Origin of the sequence: Thalassovita aquimarina (genome assembly GCF_018219815.1) — a bacterium.
Lineage (GTDB): Bacteria > Pseudomonadota > Alphaproteobacteria > Rhodobacterales > Rhodobacteraceae > Thalassobius > Thalassobius aquimarinus.
In genome coordinates this window covers 267,353-289,957 of sequence record NZ_JADMKU010000001.1, presented here as the reverse complement: position 1 = coordinate 289,957, position 22,605 = coordinate 267,353, and the positions used below count along the sequence as shown (strand labels likewise).

Sequence of the window (22,605 nt, the reverse complement as noted above, 5' to 3'; positions counted from 1 at the left end):
TGCAATTTTCCTATATTGCAGACTTTCCAAAGGAACCGCGCGTATGTTGGACGACAGCACAAACCTGAATTCGCTTGGCTTTGCCAAATCCCCGTCGGAAACTCGGGTTGTGGTCGCCATGTCCGGCGGCGTGGACAGTTCCGTGGTCGCCGCGCAACTGGCCGAGGAAGGCTATGACGTGGTCGGCGTGACGCTGCAGCTTTACGATCACGGCGCGGCCCTGGCCAAGAAGGGCGCCTGCTGCGCCGGCATCGACATCCACGATGCCCGCCGGGTGGCCGAGGAAATGGGTTTCCCGCATTACGTGCTGGATTACGAAAACATCTTCCAGGACGCGGTGATCGACGAATTCGCCGACAGCTACCTCTCCGGCGCGACCCCGGTGCCCTGCATCCGCTGCAACGAGCGGGTGAAGTTCAAGGACCTGCTGGAAACCGCCAAGGATCTTGAGGCCGACTGCATGGCCACCGGCCATTACATCCAGCGCAAGATGGGCCCGAACGGTCCGGAACTGCACAGCGCCGAGGACGCCAATCGCGACCAGAGCTATTTCCTGTTCTCGACCACGCCGGAACAGCTCGATTACCTGCGGTTCCCGCTGGGGCATCTGCCCTCGAAGGATGCCACCCGGGCGCTGGCGGCGAAATACGGGCTGTCGGTAGCTGACAAGCCCGACAGTCAGGACATCTGCTTCGTGCCCGACGGCAACTATGCCAGCGTGATCGAGAAACTGCGCCCCGGCGCCGCCGAACCGGGCGAGATCGTACATGCGGACGGCCGGGTTCTGGGCACCCACAAGGGCGTGATCCATTACACCATTGGTCAGCGCCGCGGGCTTGGCATCGGCGGGCTGGATGAGCCGCTTTACGTGGTGAAACTGGACGTCGACAAGCATCAGGTCGTGGTCGGCCCGAAGGACATGCTGGCCACCCGCACGGTGCCGGTGCGCGAAATTAACTGGTTGGGGGACGAACCGTTCGACAGCCGCCCCGAATGGCACCTGAAGGTCAAGGTCCGGTCCACCCGACCGCCGCGCGAAGCGATCATCCGGCCGCTGTCGCCCACGACGGCCGAAGTCGAACTGCTGACCCCGGAAGAAGGCGTTTCGCCCGGCCAGGCCTGCGTGTTCTACGAAAGCGAAGGCAGCCGCATTTTCGGCGGCGGCTGGATCTGGAAGGGCTGAACGCCGGCTAGTCCCGGCGTTCGGGCGGCATGCCCGACCGCACCACCTGTTCGACATGGACGGCAAGCGTTTTGCGGTTCGGGAAATCATCGACCCGAACCGGTTCGTGGTAGATGACCTCGACCGAACCCTGTTTCGGGGCCGCCAGCACCTTCAGCAGATGCGAGCCGAAATCCATCTCGCCCCACCAGCCATAGAAGCGTTCGTCGGCGCCCTCGGGCGCGCGGTACACCACGGTCACCGGCTGGATATGCATTTCATGGCGCAGGTGATCGCTGAAGAACGCCTGGAACAGCGTTGATTTGAAGGGCAAAACCACCATCCCATCGGTCGAGGTGCCCTCCGGGAAGAACAGCAGCTTGTGGCCCGCCAGCAAGCGGTCCTCGAAGACCTTTTGCTGAACCTTCGCCTCGTTCCGGTTGCGGTTGATGAACACCGTTCCGGTCGCGCGGGCCAGCCAGCCGATGCCGGGCCAGCCGGCGACCTCGGATTTCGAAACGAAATAAATCCGCTTGCGGGCATTCAGCGTGAAGATGTCGAGCCATGACGAATGGTTCGCCACCACCGCGCCGCGCAGTTCCATCCGCTGACCATGAGTGAGGAAGCGCATTCCAAGGATGCGGAAGGCGTTGCGGCAGACAAACTGGGTGATGTGCGGCGTGATCGGGCGTTGCAGGCCGAAGACCGGGCGTTCGACAAGCCGCACCAGCAGCAGGATCAACAGACCTCCAAAGACCAGCAGCGCCAGCACGCTACCGCGCAGGGCGACCCGGATCCACCCGAGCGGCGAAATCGGATCAGGCGCCGGTTCCGGCGGCATTTCCCACATAATGTTCACCGCGCAACATCTTTCGTGTAAATACTTTTTTGCTTCTCATTCAGGCGCTGCGTATCCATGATCAGGCACACGTCGGTGGTGTTGAAATCATGGTCGATGAATGCGCCGTCGCCGACGAAGCCGCCAAGCCGCAGATAGGCCTTGATCAGCGCCGGCACCTGAACCATCGCCGCGCGCCGGTCCAGTCGATCCTTGGGGACACGGTTCATGTCGGCATAATGGTCGGGCTGCGCCCGCACCCGCAGGTCCGGCGGCGCGAGGTGGTTGTGATACAGCATCGACAGCGGCTGCGCCAAGGCCTGAAGATCGGTGCCATGGAAACTGGCGACGCCGAACAGAACCTCGATGTCGTGCTCGAACACGTAAGCCGCCAAGGCGTTCCAAAGGTGATACATCGCAGCGCCGCCACGATAATCGGGATGCAGGCAGGACCGGCCCAGTTCCAGCAGCTTGCGGCCGCTGTCCTTCAGTACGCTCAGATCGTATTCGTCCTCGGAATAGAACTGCCCCACCGCGCGGGCCTGATCGTCGCGCAACAGCCGATAAACGCCCACCACCTGTTCCATCACGCCGCCCTGCCGGTCCTCGTCGATCAGGATCAGGTGGTCGAAATAGGGATCGAAACGGTCTTTTTCCAGCCGGTTTTCATGGTCGACAAGCGCGCCACCAGCGCCGAGTTCCTCGACAAAGACCTGGTAGCGAAGCCGCTGCGCCGCTTGCAATTCGGCCTCGCTTTCCGCCAGTTTCACGGAAAATTGCGGCGTGCTCATGGCCATAAGGTCTTTCCAATCCCTCGTTTTTCCGGGGTTTTAGGCAAGCGGTCGCCGATTGGCAACCATGCGGACGGTTTCGCGCTTTGCGCGAGCGCGATTCCCTTTATGGTCGCATTAAAGGCTTAACAACCATTTTTATTCATCAAAGACCGGCATCAGTTCGACGCGTGTACCATCAATGACCACCTTTCCCGCCTCGCGGAAATTCACCGTGACCTTGCCGCCGATATTGGACTGCACCTGTCCGATGCCCCAGTCGGGCTGCGCCGGGTTGCGCACCAGCATGCCGGGTTCGAGGAACGAGTTCAGATTGGTCATGATCTTTGCCACCCTTGGAGGATTCTATGGGGCATACTAATCAAAGACTGGCCCAGCTGATAGGGTCCCGCATCTGCCACGATCTGATCAGCCCGATCGGGGCGATCGGTAACGGGTTGGAACTGATTCAGATGCAGGCGGAGCTCGCCGACACCCCGGAACTGGCGCTGATCGCGCAAAGCCTGCACCATGCCAGCGCCCGGATCCGGTTTTACCGGATCGCCTTTGGCCTGGCGTCCGATATCCAGCAGGTCGGTGCAGGCGAAATCACCTCAATCCTGACAGACATCGCCCGTGACGGCCGCGTTGCCCATGTCTGGCAGGCCGGGGGCAGCTGCACCCGCAGCGAATTGCAGTTGGTGTTCCTCGGGTTGATGTGTCTTGAAACCGCGTTGCCACTGGGGGGCAGCGTCACCGTCACCGTACAGGACGGCCGCTGGCATCTGCGGGGCACGGGACAAAGGATCAGGTGGGACGACAGGCTGTGGCACGGCGCCGACGAGGATGGCGAAATCGGTGCCGACAGGGTGCAGTTCGCCCTGCTACATGACGCCCTGCCACGGCTGGGGCGCACATTGACGACCGAGGCTGGTGAAACCTCGGTCCGCATTTCTTTCTGATACGATCCGCCGGACGGCCCTGATCAGGGCCGTGTGGTGCCGTCGCCCTCGACCAGGTATTTGAAGCTGGTCAGTTGGGTTGCGCCCACCGGGCCGCGGGCGTGCATCTTGCCCGTCGCGATGCCGATTTCCGCGCCCATGCCGAATTCACCGCCATCGGCGAACTGGGTCGAAGCGTTGCGCATCAGGATCGCGCTGTCGAGCCGTTCGAAGAACTTGTCGGCTGCCGCATCATCCTCGGTGATTATGCAGTCAGTGTGGCTGGAACTGTAGGTGCGGATGTGATCGATCGCGGCATCGAGATCGTCGACAACCTTGGCCGCGATGATGCTGTCGAGGAATTCCTTGCCCCAGTCCTCGGCGGTGGCGGGCACGATGCCGTCGACCGAAAGGCCCTCGGCGCGCACTTCGACGCCTGCGTCGAGCAGCGCGCGGATCAGGTCGGCGCCCAGGGTCTCGGCGATGTCCTTGTGGATCAGCAGGCATTCGGCGGCGCCGCAGATGCCGGTGCGTCGGGTCTTGGCGTTCATCACCACGCGCAGCGCCTTTTCGGGATCGGCCGCCTTGTCGACGAAGATGTGCACGATGCCTTCCAGGTGAGCGAACACCGGCACCCGCGCTTCGCGCTGCACCAGCCCGACCAATCCCTTGCCGCCGCGCGGCACGATCACGTCGACATAATCGGTCATGGTCAGCAATTCCTGTACCGCTGCGCGGTCGCGGGTCGGCACCAGCTGAATCGCGTCCTCGGGCAGACCGGCCGCTTTCAGACCCTCGACCAGGCAGGCATGGATCGCCTGCGAAGAATGGAAGCTTTCCGAGCCGCCACGCAGGATCACCGCGTTGCCCGATTTCAGGCACAGCGCGCCGGCATCCGCGGTCACGTTGGGGCGGCTTTCATAGATCACGCCGACGACGCCTAGGGGCGTGCGGACGCGGCGGATATGCAGGCCCGAGGGCATGTCCCATTCGGTCATCACCTCTCCCACCGGATCGTCCTGCGCCGCCACCGCGCGCAATCCGTTCACGATGCCCTGAATGCGGTCCTCGTTCAGCAGCAGACGGTCCATCATGGCCGGGTTCAGCCCCTTGTCGATGCCGAAGGCCATGTCCTTTTCGTTGGCCGCGACGATATCGGCCCGGTTGGCCCAAACCGCGTCGGCCGCCGCTTCCAGCGCGGCACGCTTGACCTCGGCCGGGGCGAAGGCCAGTTCGGCGGAAGCCGCTTTCGCGCGCTTGCCCAGATCGGCCATCAGGGCGGGAATGTTGTCCGTGTTTTTCATGTTTTCGACCCCCGGAAGTTTCGCGTTTTCATATCACTATTCGCGGTTACAGCGCCATATCGTCACGATGGATCAGGGCGGCGCGGCCCGGATAACCCAGCAATGCCTCGATTTCGTCGGAACGGTGGCCCTTGATGGTAAAGGCTTCCTTCGCGGTATAGCGCGTCAGCCCCTGCCCCAGCTTGTGCCCACCCGGCCCCAGTATCGCCACCGGATCGCCGCGCCCGAACACGCCGGTCACCCCTGACACGCCCGCCGGCAACAGGCTCTTGCCGCTTTTCAGCGCTTTCACCGCGCCTTCGTCGACGACCACTTCGCCCTTCGGCTTCATCGCCGCGATCCACCCCTTGCGGGCCTGCTGCGGATCGCCATGGGCGGTGAACCACGTGGCGTTGGCACCGTCCTGCAGCGCCTTCAGAGGGCGCAAAACGGACCCTTCGGTGATCGCCATGGCGCATCCGGCGCCGATCGCGGTCTTGGCCGCCATCAGCTTCGTTTTCATGCCGCCCTTGGACAGGCCCGACCCGGCATCGCCCGCCATCGCCTCGATCTCGGGCGTTATCGCGCCGATCACGTCATAGCGGCGTGCATCGGGATCGTCGTTGGGATTGGCGGAATAGAAGCCGTCGACATCCGACAGCAGGATCAGCTGATCCGCGCCCACGGTGACCGCAACCTGTGCCGCCAGCCGGTCGTTGTCGCCATAGCGAATCTCATCCGTGGCGATGGTGTCGTTTTCGTTGACGATCGGCACCGCGCCCATCGTCACCAGCGTTTCCAGCGTGGCGCGGCTGTTGAGATAGCGTCGGCGATCGGTGCTGTCTTCCAGCGTGACAAGAACCTGCGCCGTGGTGATGCCATGAGGCGCCAGCACCTCCTCATAGGCGCGGGCCAGCCGGATCTGTCCGACGGCGGCGGCGGCCTGCGACTGTTCCAGCGCCAGTTCGGTGGCCGGCAGCCCCAGAACACCGCGTCCCAGAGCGATGGAGCCGGAGGAGACGAGGATCACATCCGCCCCCTGCCCCTTGAGCCAGGCCACGTCCTCGGCCAGCCCTTTCAGCCAGTCGGCGCGCAGATCGCCGGAGTCGCGGTCGACCAGAAGCGCCGACCCGATCTTGACGACGATCCGCTTGGCATCGGTCAGGGTTGCCACGACTCGTCTTCCTCTTCGGGGGCCTTGCGGCGCAGCCGGTCTTCGTCGATCCGGGCCCGCAACGCGCGCAGCACGTTATCAGTGCCTTCGCCCGACACGCCCGACATCAGAAGAACCTTGCCGCCACAGGCGTCTTCCAGTTCCGATTTCAGGAACTCGCGTTCCTCGTCATCAAGCGTGTCGATCTTGTTCAGCACGGTGACGCGCGGCTTGTCGGCCAGCGCCCCGCCATAGGCTTCCAGTTCGCCGATGATGGTATGGTAATCTTCGATCAGCGTGCCGGAACTGCCGTCCACGAGATGCAAAAGCACCGAGCAGCGTTCGACATGGCCCAGGAACAGATCGCCCAGGCCCCGGCCTTCGCTGGCGCCCTCGATCAGGCCGGGAATGTCGGCGACGACGAATTCCACCCCGTCGATGCCCACCACTCCCAGGTTGGGATGCAGCGTGGTGAAGGGATAATCGGCAATCTTCGGCCGCGCGTTCGAGGTCGCGGCGAGAAAGGTCGACTTGCCCGCGTTGGGCAGGCCCAGCAAACCGACATCGGCGATCAGCTTCAGCCGCAGCCACAGGGTGCGGTCGACGCATTCCTGTCCCGGATTGGCCCGGCGCGGCGCCTGGTTGGTGGAGCTTTTGAAATGCAGGTTGCCCCAGCCGCCATTGCCGCCCTTGGCCAGCAGCACGCGCTGGCCCACCTCGGTCATGTCGGCGATCAGGGTTTCCTGGTCCTCGTCAAGAATTTCGGTCCCAACCGGCACCCGCAGGATGATGTCGTCGCCGTCAGCGCCGGTGCGTTGCTGGCCGCGGCCGGGTTGGCCGTTGCCGGCAAAGAAATGCTGCTGGTAGCGGAAGTCGATGAGCGTGTTGAGCCCATCCACCGCTTCGGCCCAGACGGACCCGCCGGTGCCGCCGTCGCCGCCATCGGGGCCGCCATATTCGATATACTTTTCGCGGCGGAAACTGACACAGCCGTTACCGCCGGAACCGGACCGAATATAGACCTTTGCGAGATCGAGAAATTTCATGCCTGTCTCCTATCGCAAAGGCCGGGGGATGCTCAATCCGGTCTTTGCTTAATTCAGTTTGCGACTATAGGTCCAGGTCGCAACCTTTGCATTACGCGCGACCGAAAATGTTTCCGCGTCGCCAAGATATTCGAAACCGCAATTGGTCAGCACTCGGGCCGAGGCCGCATTGTCCTGAAACACCTCGGCAAAAAGCGTCTGGCACGATTGCGGGTTGGCCTCGATCAGGGCGGTGACCGCTTCTGAGGCGATGCCGGTATTCCAATGCGGCGGCGCCACCCAGTAGCCGATCTGCGACTGGTCGCGATCCATGTGTTCAAGCGACACGATCCCCATCAGTTCGCTGCCCTGCGACTTGGTGCCATCGATTGCCCAGACGTCTTCGGTCCGGCCCGATGCCAGCGCGCGGGCGATGAACGCCTCGGCCGCGCCCGGCGGCAGCGGGTGAGGAATCGAACGGGTGAAGCGGGAAACCCGCAGGTCGCCGCCGTGCAATTCGATCATGCCCTTGTCAGATTTGCGCAGCGGGCGCAGATCGAACCGGTCCGTTTCAATCACCGCTTGCTGCGGCACAGTCTCGAGCATCATAAACATACTCCTCCGAATAATTCACCGGTGGTATCCCTTGCCGAAACCCGCCTCCTCCTACGGGTGGAACGGCAGGTTACACCGCCGGGATGTCAAACTGATGGCAATAGTGCGAACAAAACAAAAATCGGCTGCCGGACATGCGTCAAAGCGATCCGAGCGGAAACCCTTTCAGCCTTGGAATCCGAAAACGAAAAAGGGGACCGGCGTTTCGGCCGATCCCCCTATTTCGTCTCGAGAAACGATCGGCTTACTCGGCTGCCTCCGCGACTGGCAGGACCGAAATGAAGGTACGGCCCTTGAGGCCCTTGTGGAAAGTTACCTTGCCTTCGGTGGTCGCAAAGATGGTGTGATCCTTGCCCATGCCAACGCCTTCGCCCGGCCACCACTTGGTGCCGCGCTGACGTGCGATGATGTTGCCCGGGATGGCCGCCTGGCCACCGAAGAGCTTTACGCCAAGGCGGCGACCGGCTGAGTCGCGACCGTTACGGGATGAACCGCCAGCTTTCTTATGTGCCATCTGGTGTCTCCTTTACCTGCGTTACTTAGCCAGCTCTTTGGCCTGTTCAACCCATTCGGGTTTCACTTTGACGTCAACGGCGTCGACATCAACAGCGGCCAGCTGTGCGAAAGTGGTGATGCCGGCTTCGACCAGCTTCTTGGCCGCGGCGGGGCCGACACCGGTGATGGCGGTCAGGTCATCGCCTGCGGCGGCGGGCGCTTCTGCCTTGGCCGCTTTCTTGGCGGGCTTGGCTGCTGCCGGTGCGGCTGCGACCGAACCTGCGCCGATGGCGGCCCTGACGCCCGATTTGCCTGCGCCCGAAGCCAGGATATCGGTGACCTTGATCAGCGTCAGCTGCTGACGGTGGCCCTTGGTGCGCTTCGAGCTGTGCTTCCGGCGACGCTTGACGAAGTGGATCAGCTTTTCGCCCTTGATCTGATCGACGACTTCGGCCTGAACGGCGGCATCTTCGACCAGCGGCGCGCCGACGACCATGTCGTCACCACCCAGCATCAGAATTTCGTTGAATTGGATTTTCTCACCTGCATCGGCAGCCAGCTTTTCAACGCGGAGCACATCGCCCGCCTGAACCTTGTACTGCTTGCCGCCGGTTTTTAGGACCGCAAACATTTGCTTTTCCTTCGTTTTACCGCGTTCTGTGGTCCCCCTTCCGGGGCGTTGAGGCGCGAGCCACCGCGAACAGCGCGTCTTTTCAGACAGTCATTACAATAACAACGGGCAGAGAAAGCCCTGCCCGAGATGCGCGCTTATTGTCGACTAATGGCGGCAAGTCAAGGCAAAACGCCGAAAATCCCGGCATTTTCCGGCCTCACAGTGTTTCGCCCTCCATCTGCAGGGCCAGTCCCAGCCCGAGCGACAGCGAAATCAGCCTGTACATCTCGTCGAAGCCGGCAAACAGCGCCTTGTTCAGCGCCTGCCCCGCCGGAGTTTCAGCCAAGGCGGTATAGGCTTCGATCTCGGCAATGCTCAGTGCGTCATAGGCCACCATCAGGTAGCCGTAAATCCAGTCGCGGGTATCGGTGCGGGTCATTTCCTCGGTCGCCCAGACTTCGCGCAGGATGTCTTCGTCGCTGAGGTTGATGGCACCGCCATGGGCCAGGCCGAGAAAGAACATGTAATTAGCGTTCAGCGCGCCTGACACGTTGTATTCGATCAGGTCATTGACCGACACGAAGCGGTCGATGGCTGCCAGGTGCGGATCATGGGGTTCTTCTTGCGCGCGGAACTTTTCCACCGCCCTGTCACTGAAATCGCGATCCAGGAAGGCGCGCCGCGCCTCCAGTTCCTGTTCGACGATGTGCCGCCCGATCTCGCTGCCGAAGAATTCCAGCAGCGGCACCGGGTCCGCATCGGCGAAGCTGTCGTCGAACGTGGTGCGCAGGATCTCTCCCATTTTCTCGGGATCATGGATGCGCCGGACAATGGCCTGCCAGCCCGGACTGGTGCCGCCCGGCAGCATGTCGTCGGCCAGGCTGTCACCGTAGGCAATGCCTTCGTCGCGCATCACTTCCAGCATTTCCTCGATCCGCAGCAGGTCGAACAGATTGTCGATTTCCGCCCGCGTCGCCGCAGCGGCCGATTGCACTGTCAGCACCAGCATGCTGAGTATGAAGAGAAAACGGCGCATGCAGCCTCCCAATAAACTGGACCCGATGCGCATTGGTCGGACAGGCGCTGTCCGGGAACCGGGCAAATTCGACAATATATCAAAACAGATAGTACTACCTAGCCCAGCTGAGAGCACGGCTCAAGCGCGGGCGCGTCGGGGCGGTTTTCTTCGCCCGATCAGCGGCGGTCCGAAAAAGTTTCGAAATTCGCATGAAACGCCCTTGCCACCCGTCAAAAGAGTCATTAAACGCACCTCCCACAGACCCCCGCGGAGAGGTGCCGGAGTGGTCGAACGGGGCGGTCTCGAAAACCGTTGTGGGTGCAAGCCCACCCAGGGTTCGAATCCCTGTCTCTCCGCCATTCTTTCCCAAGAATGACACCCGATCGGGCCGCACGCGGCCGATCTTTTCACCCGGGCCAAACGCCCCGGGGTCGATTAGCTTTCCCCTGCTGCCGGGTCCTGTTCGTGGGCCTTCCTGAACGCATTCAGCGCCGTGCGGGTTTCTTCCCAAAGCGTCGTCAGCAGGTCGGCCCAGCCGCTCAAATCCTGCGGCTGGTCGGCTGTCAGGCTGTCTTCAAGCCGGCTGAGCGCGTTGCGGAACCGGTGCGCGCCGACAATCGCCGCCGCGCCGGACAACGCGTGGATTCGTTCACCGATATCTCCCGGAGCGTCCCAGTCGGTCGCCGCGAGCGCCTGAAGGACCTCCGGCGCCTCTTTGCAAAGTCCCGAAAGCAGCGTGTCCGCGCGCTCGGCGCTGAGATTGCGCAACAGCTGCGACAGGTGATCCTCGTCCAGCAGAACCGCCGTCTTGCGATTGGTATCGCTGCCGCCCTCTCCGCTCAGAACGGCACGTATGCTTTTGCGGCTGACCGGTTTCGACACCACCGCGTCCATGCCCGCTTCGTGGAACAGCGCCTTGTCCTGCTCGAAGACATGGGCGGTGACGGCGACGATGCGGCTGTCGCGCGACGCGCCCTCCTGCCGGATCAGACGGGCCGCCTCGACCCCGCCCATCACCGGCATGTTGATATCCATCAGGATCAGGTCGAACCGGGTGCGGCGGGCCAGATCGACCCCTTGCTTGCCGTTGACCGCCTCGGTCACCTTGTTGCCGTCGCGTTGCAACAGTTCGCGCAGGACGAAACGGTTGGTTGGAATGTCCTCGACCACCAGGACCGACTGCCCCTGAAGCGGTTGCTCCGTGCTGTCCTCTTCCTCGGGCCGGGCCAGCTTGTCCGCGTCCGCCGGGGTAAGTTCGACATGGAACCAGAAAATGCTGCCGTCGCCGGGGATGCTTTCGACGCCGATTTCGCCGCCCATCGCCTCGACGATCCGGCGCGCGATGCCCAGCCCCAGACCGGTGCCTTCGCGCCGGGCGCGGTTCACGTCCTCGATGCGGACGAAGTCTTCGAAAATCCGCGCCTGCTCGTCCCCGGCCACGCCGATCCCGGTATCCTGCACCTGCACTTCCAGGCTGATCTTTTCGCCGCCCGGTTTCGGCTGCGCCGTGACGGTGACGTTGATTTCGCCGTTGTCGGTGTATTTCACCGCGTTGCTGACGAGGTTGAGAAGAACCTGGTACAGCCGCTGTTCGTCGCCGATGAACGCGCCGATCCGGTCGGGATGCGTTTCCAGCCGCAACCTGTCGCCGCGCCGCGCCGCCGCGACCTCCATCGGGGCCATCAGGCGCTCCATCATCGCGTCGAAATCGAACGGCGCCTCGGTCAGGGTGATGCCGTCCGCTTCGAGCTGGGCGATATCAAGAACGTCATTGACGTGGTTCAACAACGTCTGGCCGGAATGCTGCAGCAAGTCGAGATAGTGGTCGATTTCCTGCTGGCTGTGCGGGGTTTTGTCCCGCATCAGGTCGACCACGCCGAGGATGCCGTTCAACGGCGTGCGCATTTCGTGGCTCATCACCGCGAGGAACCGCGATTTCGCCCTCTGCCCCGAAAGCGCCTCGTCTCGCGACCGCATCAGGGCTTGTTCGGCCTTCTGGCGCGCGGTGATATCGCGCAGGTAATAGACATAGAACCTGTCCGACCCGACTTCGGCCACGCCTTGCGAAACCTCGACCGGCACGATGCTTCCGTCGGCGGCGCGCAGGTCAAGTTCGCGCCCCGCGATCCGACCGGATTTGACGAAAGGCAGCGCGATAACGTTGCCGTCCCGATCCAGGAGATGCGACCGGAACACCCTCCCGATGGCGGTTTCACGATCGATCTTCAGCAGGTCCACAGCCGCAGCGTTGAAATTGTCGATCCGGCCGTCGCCGTCGGTGACGATCAGGGCGTCGGGGGTGGTGCCCAGAACTTCCGCCAACCGGACCGACGTGGTTTTGTGTTCGAGGGCGCGGCGCGCGTTCTGCTGGCTGAGGCGGAAAAACAATCCGGCCAGCGTGGCCAGCAGCACCATCAGAAGCGCGGTGACGAACGACAGGCGCTTCATGATCTCACCGACTTCTTCGCGCGCATCCTTGCCTTGCGCCGCGCCGACGATATTTCCCTGCGTCGACATCTGCCGGACGGTATTGGCGACGGTGCCGAAATCATCCGAGAGGGCGGCGGCATCCGCGATCAGCTCCGCGTCGGGGGCATCGATCCGCGGCGCGAGGCGATCGTTTTGTTCTTTCAGGGCCGCGACGATTTCCAAGCTGTCGGTTGCGCTTAGCGCTGAACTGTAAAGCGGGCTGACCCGCAGCGTTTCGACCCGGTTGTAATAGACGTTGAAGCGGCGCCGAACTTCGTTTGCGGCCACGGCCGGGTCGCCGATCCCGAGCTGCAGGTTTTTCAGGCTGAGATTGAGCTGCAGATATTCCACCTCGATCTGGCCAAGTGTCCAGACGACATTATCGGTTTGCGAACTGCGCAGTTCCTGAATCTTGCGCGCCGACAGTGCCCAAAGCTGGACCGACAGCACCAGAGCAACCGCGATGCCCAGACATAGAAGGATGATCTGGACCACGCGTCCGTGGCCCGTTTTTTTCAGGAGCGCTCGCATCACCTTGAACCTACCGACTTTTCCGGTCCTGCCAAGTCACCATATCCGGAAAATTGTGGCTTGGCGTTACTTCAGAAGGGTGATGCGGTCCAGCTGCCAGATGCTGAGGGCGAAAGTGGTTTCGGTTTTGAATTTTGGGTGGCGGTCATAAGGAAAAACCATCCAGAGCGGCCCCTTGTCACGGACCGACATCGGTTCGCCATTGCGCAGATAGGCGATCAGTGCCTCGCTCGTATCGATGTCGTCGACCGGGATTTCCACCCTGTATTCGTTCAGGGCGCTCAGTTCCAAATTCCCGCCGCTCACCCCCAGATGAGCGACCAGATCCTTCAGCCAGACCCCTTCGAAATGCTGTTCCCCCTCGGTCCATACCGTGGTGGTCCGGAACCCGGAGCGCGGCAGTTCGCGCAGTTGATCCAGCGTCAGCTGGACAGGTTTGCGACCGGACCCGTCGTCATACAGGACTTCCAGCACGCTATCTTGTTGCTGAACCGACGCGGGACTTGCAACGGCCCCATTATCGGCCAGCGCACCTGCCGGCCCAACACCGATACCGATACTGGCGAGCCCCAAGGTCAGTATGGCTGATAAGATGCGCATCATGTTGGTCCGTTCTCCCACCTCGTGGGTTAAGATCGCCATATTGGCGAAAGTCGTCCAGTGCCCTATCCCGGTGTATAGGTTGTGATGTATAATAATATTGATTGTGTCTTAATGCGTAGTCTTGTGGCGCATCCCATACGATTTGCAAAGTGCCATATCAGCACCTGGTGGAGCATTTCTGATGAACAAAATTCTGATCGCGGACGACCACGATCTCGTTCGGGAAACGCTTGCCGCCTATATTCGTGATGCCGGGGAAATGCGCGTGGATCAGGCCTCCGATCTTGATGAAACCCTGGAACTGATCACGAGAAACGGCGCATATGACCTTGTTCTGTTGGACTTCACCATGCCTGGCATGACCCTGCCCGAAGGATTGCTGCGCACGATCGAGGCCAATCAAGGCCAGCCGGTCGCCCTGATTTCCGGCACCGCGAGTCCCGATGTGGCGCGGCGGGCGCTGGCGGCGGGGGCAAAAGGATTCCTGCCCAAGACGATCGCGCCGGAAACCCTGATCAGTGCCGTCCGGCATTTGCTGAGCGGCGGGATCTACGCGCCGCAGCATTTCCTCGAATCGAACCGACAGGACCACGAGGGCCTGAACCTGACCCCGCGCGAAATGGATGTGCTGCGCGGCATCTGCGAGGGCAAGGCGAACAAGGAAATCGCGCGCGATCTCGACGTGCAGGAAGTGACCGTCAAGCTGCACGTCAAAACGTTGAGCCGCAAGTTGGAGGCGCGCAACCGCACCCATGCCGCGATGATCGCGCGCGACCTGAACCTCGTCTGATCGTTTCTTTCGGGATTGCCAAGGTCCGGACGCGGCTGACGGAATGCCCCCTGCCATGCGCCGTATGTCGCGGTTGCCCGGCGCTGAACGCGACCGGGCCACGTCCGGCCCGGAGGCGGACGCGGCCCGTGCTTCTGTTCAGGGGCGCATCAGGCCCGGCGACGGCGCCCGCCGGCACGACGGCCGCGACCTTCGGCACCGCCCGCGGCCTCGGGGGCCTTGTTCGTCCTGATCCAGTCGGCGCCATGCGGATCGTTGTTGGTCAGCAGGTTGGCGGCACGGATGGCCGTCATTTCCGAACCGGCGCGCGGCAGGGTGGATCCCAGGCCGAACATCTGCACGAAGCTCTCGTCGTCCATGTCTGCGGGCAGGATGATCCCCGAGGCGGCGACCGCCTCTTTCTTTTCGGCGATCGCTTTCTGCGTCACCGGCAAGGCCACCGGGTTCATGATCGCGCTGGTCATCCCCGCCGCCATCGCCATCGGCAGGAAGGCGTTGTTGATGCCGTGCCGGTTGGGCAGGCCGAAGGAAATGTTCGAAGCGCCGCAGGTCGTGTTCACGCCGAGTTCCTCGCGCAGGCGGCGGACCAGCTGGAATACCTGGTTGCCCGCCGTCGCCATCGCGCCGATCGGCATCACCAGCGGGTCCACCACGATGTCGTGGGCCGGAATGCCGAAATCCGCGGCGCGCTCGACGATCTTCTTGGCCACCGCGAAGCGCACGTCGGGATCTTCGGAAATGCCGGTATCGTCGTTGGAAATCGCCACCACCGGCACGTTATATTTCTTCACCAGCGGCAGAACGAATTCCAGCCGCTCCTCTTCGCCCGTCACCGAGTTCAGCAGCGGGCGCCCTTCGCAGGCCTCCAGACCGGCCTCCAGGGCCGCCGGAACCGAACTGTCGATGCACAGCGGCACGTCGACCAGGCCCTGCACCAGGTTGATCAGGTCGCGCATCAGCGGCGGTTCGGTTTCGTTCGGGTTGGGGTTGGAATTGTAGACCACCCCGGCATTGATATCGAGCACTGTCGCCCCGGCGGCCACCTGCGCCAACGCATCCTTTTCGACGGTCGAGTAATCGCCCGCTTCCAGTTCGGCGGCGAGTTTCTTGCGCCCGGTGGGATTGATCCGCTCGCCGATCACGCAGAAGGGCTGATCGAAGCCGATGATCGCGGTCTTGGTTTTCGATTCAACGATGGTGCGGGTCATATTGTTATCCTTGCTGGCTGGCGGGGGTCGCCGAAGCGCCGCCGTTTTCGATGGCCCAGTTGGCGTTGGTCTTGATGCCGCCCAACGGGAAGAAATGAACATGTTCGATGTTGAAATCGGGATTGGCCGCCTTGTGCGCAGCCAGTTCGGCGATCACATCGGTCGGTTCATAGGGCAGCACCAGCTTGGTCACGTCCATCGCGCGCTTTTGCAGGACCTTCAGCGACGGGCCGACGCCGCAGGCCACGGCGAACTTGATCAGGGTCTGCAATTTCGCCGGACCGGCGATGCCGATATGGATCGGCAGGTCGATACCCTCGTCGCTCAGGCGGTTCGCCCATTCGATGATCGGCTTCGCCTCGAAACAGAACTGGGTGGCCAGAGCCATCTCAGCATCGGTGCGGTCGTTGAACGCCTGCTTCCAGCGCAGCGCCTCCATCACCTGCGCGTCGCCGCCATCGGGATCGATATCCTTGTTGCCCTCGGGATGGCCCGCGATGTGCAGCCTCTCGAACCCGGCCTTGTCGAAAAGCCCGGTTTCCAGAAGCTGCATCGAGGATTCGAATTCCCCGGCCGGTTCGGCCAAGCCGCCGGCCAGCAGCAGGGCCTGCTTCACCCCGGCTTCGCCGTGGTAACGCGCGATCCAGTCGGCCAGCGTCGCGGCGTCCTTGATGATCCGCGCCGGGAAATGCGGCATCACGTTGAAACCGTCTGCGGCCAGCCGCGCGGCGGTCGCCACCATGTCCTCGATCGGGGTGCCGTCGATATGGGCGATATAGACGCGGGTGCCTTCCGGCAGCAGATCACGGAAGTTGTCCACCTTTTCCGCGGTACGCGGCATCACCTCGATCGAATAGCCTTTCAGAAAGGCCTCGATCTCGGCGTTTACCGGCGACTGGGTGTCGGGGCGTCTGCGGAAATTCAGCAATGCCATCACGGCCTCCTTGAGTTTTCTCGGGTTCAGGCTCACGCCTTTTCCCATCCTTCGTTGTCGATCAGCGCTTTCAGTCGCGCGGTATCGTATTCGGTATCCAGCCGCGCCACCTCGGCAGCGACCACTTCGGCGGGATCGCCCTCGACCGCAAAAGCCGGTGCCTTGCGCCATTCGGCGAGATAGGCGTCGGTATCCGACGCTCCCACCTTCATCGCGGCGCGGTCGATCGCCTGTTCGAACCGTTCGGGCAAAGGCTTCTTGGCGCCGCGGCGGCCTTTCCCGACGATCACCTGCGCCGGGATATCGCGCCAGTAAACGATGGTCACATCGGGCATGGTCGGTCTGATTCCCCTGTTCTTCTGCCCCATCCTTAAACCGGTCGAATTGCGACCAAAGGACGGATTTCGACATTCCCACGGCGGGGAGCGACCAATTGGAAGATAACGCGGGGGGCAGTGCAGAATCATGATGGCGGCGCTTGCGCAACGGACAAGATGACACTACTTTGACAGTAACTCGAAATGGAGGGCGTGTAGTCATGGCGCCCAAGCGTCCCAAAGGTGCGGGCGCATTCCCTAAACCGGTTGAGAGCCCCGCGCCGAAACCGCCAGATACAGCCGAGCTTTATGCCGCGCTTGATCTGGGGACAAATAGTTGTCGCATGCTGATTGCCCAGCCGAAGGGCAGCCAGTTTCATGTTGTCGACAGTTTTTCCAAGTCCGTCCAGCTGGGATCGGGACTTGAAACGACCGGACGGTTGAGCCGGTCGTCGATGGCGCGCACCATCCAGGCCTTGCGCATCTGCCAGCAGAAACTGAAACGCCACCGGGTCCAGCATATGCGACTGGTGGCGACCGAAGCCTGTCGGCGGGCGAAGAATTCGCGCGATTTCATCCACCGTGTGAAGCGTGAAACCGGGCTGCAGCTTGAAATCATCCAGCCCGAGGAAGAAGCCCGGCTTGCCGTGATTTCCTGCGCCCCGCTGGTGTCGACCAAGACCGAACAGTTGCTGGTCGTCGATATCGGCGGCGGGTCGACCGAACTGGTCTGGATCGACCTGACATCGGTGCCGATGCGCGACCGGCCGCGCGCGATCATGCGGCTGCATGCCGGGTTCCATCCCAGCGACAGCCCCTTCCCCGCCGCCAAGGTGGTGGACTGGATCAGCGTACCGCTGGGCGTGGCGACGCTGCGGGATCAATTCCGCGATGTCGCAGACGATTCCGCCCGCTTCGCGCTGATGAGCTGGTTTTTCGAGGAAAACCTGTCGGAATTCGCGCCTTACGCCGATGAGCAGGCCCGCGAAGGGTTCCAGATCGTCGGCACCAGCGGCACCGTGACCACCGTGGCGGCGTCGCATCTGGGGCTGAAACGCTATGACCGGACCAAGGTGGACGGGCTTCGGATGACCTCGGACCAGATCGACAAGGTGATCCGCAACTACCTGATGCTGGGTCCGCAGGGGCGCCGGCGCGACCCGCGCATCGGCCAGGACCGGCAGGCGTTGATCATGTCGGGGGCGGCGATCCTGCAGGCGCTGCTGCGCTGCTGGCCCACCGACCGGCTGTCGGTGGCCGACCGCGGCCTGCGCGAAGGGCTGCTTTATGCTCAGATGAGCGCGGACGGAGTGCTTGAAGACGGGCCCTTCTGAGCGTATCGGGGGCGAAATTGTACGGTCCGGCATCTTGTGGATGCCGCGACTGGCGGAGATATTGATATGGCGAAGAAACCGAGCACTAAAAACACATCGGGACGCGGGCAGCGCGACCTCAAGGTCAAGGTGAAAACCGCGCGCGGCCGCAAGCTCAGCTCGACCCTCTGGCTGCAGCGGCAGCTGAACGATCCTTACGTGAAACGCGCCCAAGCCGAAGGCTATCGCGGTCGCGCCGCCTTCAAGATCCTCGAGATTGACGACAAGTTCCGTTTCCTCGTCCCCGGCGCGCGGGTGGTCGATCTGGGCTGTGCCCCCGGCGGCTGGTGCCAGGTGGCGGTGAAACGCGTGAACGCGCTTGGTGAAAAGAAGGGCAAGAAGGTGGGCACCATCCTCGGCGTCGACCTGCAGGAGGTCGAGCCGATCGCCGGAGCGGAAACGCACCAGCTGGACTTCATGGAAGACGATGCCGATGAAAAGGTGAAGGAATGGCTGGGCGGCAAGGCCGACGTGGTGATGTCGGACATGGCGGCGGCGTCATCGGGGCACAAGCAGACCGACCACCTGCGCATCATCGCGCTGTGCGAGGCGGCGGCCTATTTCGCCTTCGACGTTCTGGAAGAAGGCGGCACCTTCGTCGCCAAGGTTCTGGCCGGCGGCGCCGAGGGCGAATTGCAGAAGCTGCTGAAGCAGAAATTCACCAAGGTGGTGAACATGAAACCGCCCGCTTCCCGTTCGGACAGTTCGGAAAAATTCGTCGTCGCCACCGGGTTCCGGGGCGGGACGGACGACGACGAGGAATAAAATCTCCCAAAGCCGTCCGGCTGACGTTCACAACAGATGGCGCAGCTTTTCGGGCACGGTGATCCGGTAGGGCGGCTTGTTCATCACCGCGTGATCGACCACCGTTTTCTTGCCCTCGCTGCGGATCGCGGCGGTCAGAAGTTCGGCCGCTTGCCCGAAACCGTCTTCGACCGGCAGGTCCCGCGATTGTTCGAACAGGCCCAGTTCCTTGTCTCGGATCATCCCGGATTGTGACCAGTTGATCCAATACCGCTTGCCCAGCTCAACGGCGGCGCCGGAGGCGGAATGGTGCGCCCGCGACTGTTCCACGATCCGGCGCCGTTCTTCCATCCTTTCGGTGTAATCCGGCGTGACGTAATGCAGATGGAACAGCAGCAATTCGGGGTCGATGGTGAAGCGGCCCCGTTGCAGCCCATGCCCGCCCACGGTCCAGACCACGCGGTCGCGCACGATGCAGGGCTTGGTGTATTTCGCGCTGAGCCGGGCCTGCGGATAGGCCTTGAGGACCCCCGCTTCGATATCGCCATCGCCCACCGGCATCAGGTTCAGCCCGACCGGCGACAACGCCACCGTGTCGGCCGTGCTGTTTTCCAGGTGGCCCGGCAAACCGCCCTGCCCCAGGCAGACGATCAGTTCGTCCACATCGGTGCAGATCACCCGGTCGTAGAAGGCCAGCAACCCGTTGGTGATCCCGCCCAGCAAGTCCCAGCGTCGGCGGGTGAGATCTATCGTCACCTCGTCGCGGGGAATGTCGATCACGTTGCAGCCCTGCGCGATGTCGTGGATTTTCGGATCGCCGCCGTGGTTGATCACGTAAAGGCTGCTCCGGTCGACATATTGCGCGTTGTGGCGCACCCATTTGTTCAGCAGCCAGTGATCGCGCCACACCATGGTGACAATGGCCAGCCGCATTACGCGGAACCTTCCGATTGGGCCGCTAAGGACAGGTCCCACTTGCTCAACACCCGTTTCAGATCCTGCAGCTGCACCGGCTTCGTCAGGTAGTCATTCATCCCCGCCTCAATGCTGCGGTTCGCTTCCTCAACCAGCGCGCTGGCGGAAATGGCGATCACCGGCACGGGCTTGAGGCCGTTCTGCGCCTCGTAGGCGCGGATGTTGCGGGACAATTCGAAACCGTCGGCTTCGGGCATCTGGCAATCTGTCAGCACGATGTGATGCTGGCGGAGCTTCCACTTTTCGAAGGCGTCTATACCGTTTTGCGCTGTTTCGCAGGCATAGCCCAGAAGTTCCATCTGCTTGGACAGAACGACGAGGTTAAGATCGTTGTCATCGACGATCAGCACCGGTGCGCCGCCGCCCTTTGCGGCCCCTATCCCCGGTTTTTCGACCTGCACGGCGTCGTTGCGGACCGGGGTGTCCTGCTGCGGGGATGCCTTGATCCGCCCGGTCAGGATCGCCGCGCCGCGCAGGATATCGCTGATGTGGATCGGGAACCGGTAGGACACGTACAGCGTGTCGCTGACCAGGCCCTTGGTCCGTTCTCGCGTCGCATCGAGCAGGATCACCTTACAGCCTGGATTGGTCTGGCGTATCGCCCATTCCACCGCGGCACTTTCTTCATTGGTCGGCAATGACAGGACGACGACCGTGTCCTTTGAGGCCTTTTCGGCGATTTCAACAAGCGCAGAGCGGTCGGTCGCCATTTCGACCACGGCCCCGCGCTGTTCGAGGAAGCGGCGGGTGCTGTCGCTGAAGTTCAGCAGGCTGGACATCATCACAAGATGAACGCCATCGATCGGACTGATCGCCTGCGCGCCGGATCCCGACACCTTTTCCATCGGCAGGGTGACCGAGAAGGTCGATCCCTGTCCCGTCGCGCTTTGCACCTCCAGCGCGCCGCCCATCAGCTTGACCAGGCTTTGCACGATCACCAGTCCCAGCCCGGTGCCGCCGAACCGCCGCGTTGTCGAATCCTCGCCCTGCTGGAACGGTTTGAAAATCCGCTCGAGGGTCTCTTCGGACATGCCGATGCCGTCGTCGTGCACGGTAAAGCGGACCTCGTCTCTGTCCTTTACCGGCGCGACACCAAGTTCGACGAAGCCCTGCCTGCCCTCTTCGCGCTTGGAAAACTTTATGGCGTTGCTGAGCAGGTTCAGCAGGATCTGCCGCAACCGGGTCGGATCGCTGCTCACGACATCCGGCAGCCCGGGGTCGACGCTCATCACGAATTTGACGTTGCTGTTCTGCGCCTGCACCGCAAGTGTTTCCGCGGTGTTCTCGATCGCCTCGAGCAGCACGAAATCGGTCTTTTCGATTTTCAGTTGCCCGGCCTCGATCTTGGCGGCATCGAGAATATCGTCGATGATCCCAAGCAGGAAGAATGACGAATCCCGGATCGTGTCGAGCATCCGCATCTGCTGATCGTTCAGATCGCTGCGCCCAAGCAATTCGATCATCCCCAGCACACCGTTCATCGGTGTGCGGATTTCGTGGCTCATATTGGCAAGAAACACCGATTTCGCGGAATTCGCGGCTTCTGCCGCTCGTTTCTGCAACACGGCCTCGGCGGTCTTTTCACGCTCGGCGACGCGCCCCAGTTGCACCCCCAACCGGTGCATCAGGTCGAACTTGTAGATGTCGCGGGTTTCGACCCGGTCGGAATAGAAAGCGAGAATAGCGACGATGTCGCTCCCGACATAGACTGGCACAGTCAGCGCGGAACGCAGATTGTAACGTTCAGCCCGTTCCGTATTGAAGATATCCCTGTTTTTTTGGATGTCTTCGAACCACTGCGGGACACCACGCTGATAGGTGATACCCGGTGCGCCCTGCCCGGAGCGGAACATCCTTTCAGAAACCACTTCACGCAACGCACCGAAACGTTCTTCATTGCCGATATAGATCTGACCTGTCGTTCGCAGCAGGACGTCGTCGCCCTGCTTGGTCACACGGATAAGCCCTCCGACCGGCCAATCCAGATACTTGGCCATGATCGTAAGCGACTTATGGAAGGCTTCTTCCGAACTTTCGGCACTATTGGCGATGCTGGCCACGGATTCGATAATCTGCAACTCGCGCAATACGCGGTAGAATTTGCTGCGGTAAGCCTTTTCGGCGGACACGTCCTTGTAATTCGTCAGAATGCCGTCAAAGCGGCCATCGGCGTCGAAAATCGGTGTTTTGCTGACCTTGAACACCGCTTGCAGCCCTTGCGAAACCTTCAGCGTCAGGTCGACGTTCCTGACCGGTTGTCGGGTTTTGATGACTTTTTGATCCTGTTCGGCTTCAAATTCCGCTATGTCCCGGCGCGGGATGTCGTCATAAATCAGCCCGGTAAGCTGCCCGGCCGTGTGTAATCCGATCAGCTTGGCAAATGGGGCATTGCCAGCAACGAAGGTCAGATCTGAATCCTTCAAGAAGAAGCAATCTAAACTAATCTCGTCGCCTCCTGTTCAAGCGTTTTTGTTCTTCCTGCCCGTGTGGCCTGCTCAACCTGGCCGGGAAGATGCCTCTTTTGAACGGAACCATACGCAAAACGGAGTTTGACGTAAAACATTATTTTAATTGATATATTGCGCACACTTTATACGTTGGTCACATTTTCAGCAGCGCGTGTCGGTTGGGGAAACATTCACGCGCTTTCGCCCTGATTGTCCCCGTTCTTTCTACCCCCAAGGTGCAAACAAATGTTTACACAAGACATTTTTTGGGCCCGCTACGCATAGTCAGGCTTTGCCTGCC

Annotated in this window: 22 protein-coding genes and 1 tRNA gene; 6 read left to right on the top strand and 17 right to left on the bottom strand. The window is 61.9% G+C overall.

Going from position 1 to position 22,605, the window contains the following annotated elements; all coding sequences use genetic code 11:
- Window positions 1-43: 43 nt before the first annotated feature.
- Window positions 44-1,183 (top strand): tRNA 2-thiouridine(34) synthase MnmA, encoded by a 1,140-nt coding sequence (gene mnmA / locus IT775_RS01410; RefSeq protein WP_212699275.1) that lies wholly within the window; start codon window positions 44-46, stop codon window positions 1,181-1,183.
- A 7-nt stretch (window positions 1,184-1,190) separates the two neighbouring features.
- Here mnmA and olsA read toward each other — a convergent pair whose 3' ends face one another.
- The 3 genes from olsA to IT775_RS01395 form a co-directional block, all read right to left on the bottom strand.
- A complete protein-coding gene (gene olsA / locus IT775_RS01405) occupies window positions 1,191-2,012 on the bottom strand; it encodes a lyso-ornithine lipid O-acyltransferase (RefSeq protein WP_212699498.1) in 822 nt (273 codons plus the stop codon).
- A 5-nt stretch (window positions 2,013-2,017) separates the two neighbouring features.
- The gene (gene olsB / locus IT775_RS01400; RefSeq protein WP_212699274.1) at window positions 2,018-2,797 is read right to left on the bottom strand and encodes an L-ornithine N(alpha)-acyltransferase; all 780 of its coding nucleotides are present in this window, start codon (window positions 2,795-2,797) and stop codon (window positions 2,018-2,020) included.
- A gap of 132 nt (window positions 2,798-2,929) precedes the next feature.
- Window positions 2,930-3,112 (bottom strand): DUF3553 domain-containing protein, encoded by a 183-nt coding sequence (locus IT775_RS01395; RefSeq protein ID WP_212699273.1) that lies wholly within the window; start codon window positions 3,110-3,112, stop codon window positions 2,930-2,932.
- Window positions 3,113-3,138: 26 nt separating this feature from the next.
- On the opposite strand from IT775_RS01395, the gene IT775_RS01390 reads away from it, so the two are divergent.
- Window positions 3,139-3,732, top strand: coding sequence for a histidine phosphotransferase family protein (locus IT775_RS01390; protein WP_212699272.1), 594 nt, complete (start codon window positions 3,139-3,141; stop codon window positions 3,730-3,732).
- A gap of 23 nt (window positions 3,733-3,755) precedes the next feature.
- On the opposite strand, the gene IT775_RS01385 is transcribed toward IT775_RS01390, so the two are convergent.
- The 7 genes from IT775_RS01385 to IT775_RS01355 form a co-directional block, all read right to left on the bottom strand.
- Window positions 3,756-5,015 (bottom strand): glutamate-5-semialdehyde dehydrogenase, encoded by a 1,260-nt coding sequence (locus IT775_RS01385; protein ID WP_212699271.1) that lies wholly within the window; start codon window positions 5,013-5,015, stop codon window positions 3,756-3,758.
- Window positions 5,016-5,061: 46 nt separating this feature from the next.
- Complete coding sequence (proB, locus tag IT775_RS01380; RefSeq protein WP_212699270.1) at window positions 5,062-6,168, bottom strand: glutamate 5-kinase; 1,107 nt, start codon at window positions 6,166-6,168, stop codon at window positions 5,062-5,064.
- The gene (obgE, locus tag IT775_RS01375; RefSeq protein WP_212699269.1) at window positions 6,156-7,193 is read right to left on the bottom strand and encodes a GTPase ObgE; all 1,038 of its coding nucleotides are present in this window, start codon (window positions 7,191-7,193) and stop codon (window positions 6,156-6,158) included. Before obgE ends, proB begins: the two co-directional genes overlap by 13 nt.
- Before the next feature lie 48 nt (window positions 7,194-7,241).
- Window positions 7,242-7,781, bottom strand: a complete 540-nt coding sequence (locus tag IT775_RS01370; protein WP_212699268.1) for a GNAT family N-acetyltransferase — start codon at window positions 7,779-7,781, stop codon at window positions 7,242-7,244.
- Window positions 7,782-8,031: 250 nt separating this feature from the next.
- Window positions 8,032-8,301, bottom strand: a complete 270-nt coding sequence (rpmA, locus tag IT775_RS01365; RefSeq protein ID WP_212699267.1) for a 50S ribosomal protein L27 — start codon at window positions 8,299-8,301, stop codon at window positions 8,032-8,034.
- Window positions 8,302-8,322: 21 nt separating this feature from the next.
- Window positions 8,323-8,913, bottom strand: a complete 591-nt coding sequence (locus tag IT775_RS01360; protein WP_212699266.1) for a 50S ribosomal protein L21 — start codon at window positions 8,911-8,913, stop codon at window positions 8,323-8,325.
- A gap of 199 nt (window positions 8,914-9,112) precedes the next feature.
- A complete protein-coding gene (locus IT775_RS01355) occupies window positions 9,113-9,931 on the bottom strand; it encodes a DUF2059 domain-containing protein (RefSeq protein ID WP_212699265.1) in 819 nt (272 codons plus the stop codon).
- Window positions 9,932-10,182: 251 nt separating this feature from the next.
- Here IT775_RS01355 and IT775_RS01350 point away from each other — a divergent pair.
- Window positions 10,183-10,272 (top strand) — tRNA-Ser (locus IT775_RS01350).
- Window positions 10,273-10,348: 76 nt separating this feature from the next.
- On the opposite strand, the gene IT775_RS01345 is transcribed toward IT775_RS01350, so the two are convergent.
- Window positions 10,349-12,877 carry a hybrid sensor histidine kinase/response regulator gene (locus tag IT775_RS01345; RefSeq protein WP_212699264.1) on the bottom strand — a complete coding sequence of 843 codons (2,529 nt, stop codon included), beginning with the start codon at window positions 12,875-12,877 and terminating at the stop codon, window positions 10,349-10,351.
- A 102-nt stretch (window positions 12,878-12,979) separates the two neighbouring features.
- The gene (locus IT775_RS01340; protein ID WP_212699263.1) at window positions 12,980-13,513 is read right to left on the bottom strand and encodes a putative pterin-binding protein; all 534 of its coding nucleotides are present in this window, start codon (window positions 13,511-13,513) and stop codon (window positions 12,980-12,982) included.
- A 184-nt stretch (window positions 13,514-13,697) separates the two neighbouring features.
- Here IT775_RS01340 and IT775_RS01335 point away from each other — a divergent pair, with 184 nt between their 5' ends.
- Complete coding sequence (locus tag IT775_RS01335; RefSeq protein WP_212699262.1) at window positions 13,698-14,306, top strand: response regulator transcription factor; 609 nt, start codon at window positions 13,698-13,700, stop codon at window positions 14,304-14,306.
- A 149-nt stretch (window positions 14,307-14,455) separates the two neighbouring features.
- Here IT775_RS01335 and IT775_RS01330 read toward each other — a convergent pair whose 3' ends face one another.
- Genes IT775_RS01330 through IT775_RS01320 form a run of 3 tightly spaced genes read right to left on the bottom strand, consistent with a single transcriptional unit; the run spans window position 14,456 to window position 16,783 of the window.
- Window positions 14,456-15,514, bottom strand: coding sequence for a methyltetrahydrofolate cobalamin methyltransferase (locus IT775_RS01330; RefSeq protein ID WP_212699261.1), 1,059 nt, complete (start codon window positions 15,512-15,514; stop codon window positions 14,456-14,458).
- 4 nt (window positions 15,515-15,518) lie between these two features.
- Complete coding sequence (locus tag IT775_RS01325) at window positions 15,519-16,448, bottom strand: methylenetetrahydrofolate reductase (RefSeq protein ID WP_212699260.1); 930 nt, start codon at window positions 16,446-16,448, stop codon at window positions 15,519-15,521.
- Between the two features lie 32 nt (window positions 16,449-16,480).
- Window positions 16,481-16,783 (bottom strand): virulence factor, encoded by a 303-nt coding sequence (locus IT775_RS01320; RefSeq protein ID WP_212699259.1) that lies wholly within the window; start codon window positions 16,781-16,783, stop codon window positions 16,481-16,483.
- Window positions 16,784-16,986: 203 nt separating this feature from the next.
- Here IT775_RS01320 and IT775_RS01315 point away from each other — a divergent pair, with 203 nt between their 5' ends.
- Both IT775_RS01315 and IT775_RS01310 read left to right on the top strand, forming a co-directional pair.
- Complete coding sequence (locus IT775_RS01315; protein WP_212699258.1) at window positions 16,987-18,099, top strand: Ppx/GppA phosphatase family protein; 1,113 nt, start codon at window positions 16,987-16,989, stop codon at window positions 18,097-18,099.
- Between the two features lie 66 nt (window positions 18,100-18,165).
- Window positions 18,166-18,903 carry an RlmE family RNA methyltransferase gene (locus IT775_RS01310; RefSeq protein WP_212699257.1) on the top strand — a complete coding sequence of 246 codons (738 nt, stop codon included), beginning with the start codon at window positions 18,166-18,168 and terminating at the stop codon, window positions 18,901-18,903.
- A 27-nt stretch (window positions 18,904-18,930) separates the two neighbouring features.
- Here IT775_RS01310 and IT775_RS01305 read toward each other — a convergent pair whose 3' ends face one another.
- Window positions 18,931-19,815, bottom strand: coding sequence for a hypothetical protein (locus tag IT775_RS01305; RefSeq protein ID WP_212699256.1), 885 nt, complete (start codon window positions 19,813-19,815; stop codon window positions 18,931-18,933).
- Entirely contained in the window at window positions 19,815-22,280 is a 2,466-nt protein-coding gene (locus IT775_RS01300; protein WP_212699255.1) for an ATP-binding protein, read from the bottom strand. Before IT775_RS01300 ends, IT775_RS01305 begins: the two co-directional genes overlap by 1 nt.
- Window positions 22,281-22,605: the final 325 nt, after the last annotated feature.